Consider the following 2,962-nt stretch of genomic DNA (forward strand, 5'->3'; position numbering starts at 1 on the left):
AGCAGGGGCTTTAGCCCCCACTGCGACTTTCAGTCGCTTAACGGCGGCCTTTAGGCCGCATCAACCCACCGGCTTTAGCCGGTGGTAGTTGAGTATTTTCTCTCAGAATAATGTCGATTAGAATAAGCATTTGTCCCAATAAAAAAATAGATAATGCATAAAAATAATGATATAATAAAATCCATATAATGATTATACCATGTTCAAGAGAAGAGAGGTGAGCTGCAATGAATAAAACATATATCATGCTAAAAGATATCCCTGTATTAGAGATAAAAGATTACAGAAGTAAAATACTGAATTATGAGTTACTTCCCATATCGCTGCGTTATCCGGATGTAAACTACGATGATGTCATGCACGGCTGGACTGAGAACCGCACCATGAACATAGGCAGGACCAACGCCAAAAAACTATTGGCCGGTTTTCGCATCAGCCAAAGTAATCCATATATGATAGCCAGGTTATTTCATTTTGCATCCCTTTCTGACTGTTACTGGATGAAAGACGCTGAAGAAACATTTACATGGGAACAGGTAAGCCTGTTTGGGAACCCATTGGAGAAAGCAGTAACATCAACGGCTCTTCTTGGTACCAACCGGACATTCCACACACTTGTACAGAGGATTCATACACCGGAGTTCACTGCTCAGGGGATGGCGGCCAAAGCCTGGATAAGGGAAGCGGACGGACTTTATCTGTATAAAGTCGGAAAAAAGGAATTGCCGGCCAGCAGGATACTAGATGCGCTTAATATCCCCCATGTAAGCTATATCGAGGCTGAAAACAGCAGGCTGGAGAAGATAGCAGACCAGAATCATATAGATAAAATATATAAAAGTGGGGAAAAAATAGTAAAATGCCGTATTATTTCTTCCGAAGAAACCGCCCTTGTACCATGGGAAGACTTTCAGGTATATTGCAGTTACCACGATAAAAATGAATATGATATGGTAAAGGAGATGGATGCTGCGAATTATTATAAAATGCAGATAGCAGATTATGTACTTGGAAATGAAGACCGCCATGGAGCCAATTTTGGATTTTTCATGGATAACAGGAGTGGAAAGCTTATGGGCTTATATCCACTGATGGACCATGACCATGCTTTTTCGGAAGACGAGGATATTCCGTCCCAGACTTCAGAAAAGGATAAGACATTACAGCAGGCAGCGTATGAGGCAATTAACCATGCAGAGGTATCATTTGACAATGTTTTGGGGATGAAAAAGCCAGAAGATTTAGGTGATACGCAGTGGAAGGCAGTACTGCGGCGATGCAGGGAACTGCATCAGAGGATGGGGATGGAACATCAGGAAGTGATTGAGATTCATTAGAAGATTTGTATTATTGGCATCTATTCCGCCGCAGCGGCACATTAAGCTACGGTAGTTTAGATGCCACTTGTGGTTTTTGGAGAGAAAAGATGGATGAAACCACAAGATGTGGAGGTTTTTGGAGGGGAGTTGAGTGAAATTGCGGCCTGGAAATGGGTGTTTTTCAGGGCGTAAGAAATAGATGCCAAGCCCCCGAAGATGACTTTTCCGGGGTATTTTATTAGTTTTCACACATAAGAGACATGGAAGTTAAAATAAAAGATAAAAAGAATTAACTGATTATAAAATAAAAATACGGGAGGCGTTAAGGGCTCTTTCGCTTGTGGGAAAGAGATGTTCTTAAAGGGAGTGAAGGAGGACATCCTCCGGGCCGCCAAGGTTGTAGAGGAGCCTGTAGCGAAGCGGAAATTGATAAGACCATAGAGGAGCTGAAGGACCAGCTCATGGACTATGTGGGGATGGCAGCGAGGGAAGATGGCGGTGAGCTTTCATGGTCGCACTTACTTTAGGAATAAGTCATTGTAAATGTGAGGAAAATAGGTTGTAACATAATTACAGACCGGATATAATAATAGAAAGAGATTACGGAGAGGTGGCGTCTGTTAAATGGCGGTTGACACGGTTTCAAAAGAGAATGCGAGAGAAAAAACAATGGCCAGATTGTATGAGCTCCTGGAACTGCAGAAAAAGGTCGAGAAGCAGTTTGGTATAGACGGGTATAATGTCTTTGTTTTTGGAAGCTATGTGACAACCCGTTATGTGGAGGGACAGAGCGATATTGACATCGCTATTTATACAGAAGATTTCGATTTATATAAAAGGATATCTATGTATTTGGAAGGATATTTTGCTGAAAAAGGAATTGAAAGTGATATTTTCTATATAGACCTAATGATGGAGGCGCCTGTTTATTGCGCACCTTTAAAATCAAAAATACAGTTTACAGACTATTATCCCAAAAAGTTAGTGGAGTTTGGAGAAAGGTGTCAGCATAAGCAGGATGAAATTAAAGCGAGGATGGCAGGATGAAATTTAGTGAGGATATCATAAAAGGATTTAATCTGGAACCCCTGGAAGAAAAAGAACCAGTGAATGTAATGCAGGTAGAGGATATGCTACAGTTTATGAAAAGCTGTGCTGAAAGGATTGTGCAGAAAAGTGAGCAGTATATAAACACGGATGATGTGGATAAGGCGGGAAGAAGGAACCTATAAAAATGCAAGTTCTCTTTGCTATTGTGTGACGAGTTTTGATACGTTTGGTTTCCGGCAGACTGAGGAGGAAAAGACGTTCCTGAGAGAGCTGCTACTGCGTAACGAAATAACACATGATTACTTTAACCGGGAACTGCATCAGCAGAAGCTAATATGGATTATGGTAAATTGCAGCCAGGGAGCATTGGATGTATATAATGAGATTAATGATTACTGTTTGGATAATGATTATGGTGTATAATAGACTTGAAATAAAAAATGGCATAGCAAAAGAGCGAAGATGTAACTTCGCCATGACGTTGTCTATGTAGTTTTTTGTTTTTGGTTTAGGCTGCGTCAGCATTCGGTTACAGTTTCATGGTCTTCATGGCGCTGATAGTGGAAGGTCACAGAAGTCCCATCATAGGCATC

The 2,962-nt window shown here is 41.2% G+C and carries 3 protein-coding genes; all 3 read left to right on the forward strand.

The genetic code is table 11. From position 1 onward, the window contains the following. Positions 1-227: 227 nt before the first annotated feature. The 3 genes from G614_RS0123635 (at position 228) to G614_RS0123655 (ending at position 2,551) form a co-directional block, all read left to right on the forward strand. Positions 228-1,337: a hypothetical protein gene (locus tag G614_RS0123635; protein ID WP_027643853.1), complete on the forward strand. Its 1,110-nt coding sequence runs from the start codon at positions 228-230 to the stop codon at positions 1,335-1,337. 606 nt (positions 1,338-1,943) lie between these two features. Next, on the forward strand, positions 1,944-2,366 hold the full coding sequence (locus tag G614_RS0123650) for a nucleotidyltransferase domain-containing protein (RefSeq protein WP_027643855.1): 423 nt from the start codon (positions 1,944-1,946) through the stop codon (positions 2,364-2,366). After that, positions 2,363-2,551, forward strand: a complete 189-nt coding sequence (locus tag G614_RS0123655; RefSeq protein ID WP_027643856.1) for a hypothetical protein — start codon at positions 2,363-2,365, stop codon at positions 2,549-2,551. Before G614_RS0123650 ends, G614_RS0123655 begins: the two co-directional genes overlap by 4 nt. Positions 2,552-2,962: the final 411 nt, after the last annotated feature.

The organism is [Clostridium] clostridioforme AGR2157, from assembly GCF_000424325.1.
Taxonomy (GTDB): Bacteria; Bacillota; Clostridia; order Lachnospirales; family Lachnospiraceae; genus Enterocloster; species Enterocloster clostridioformis_A.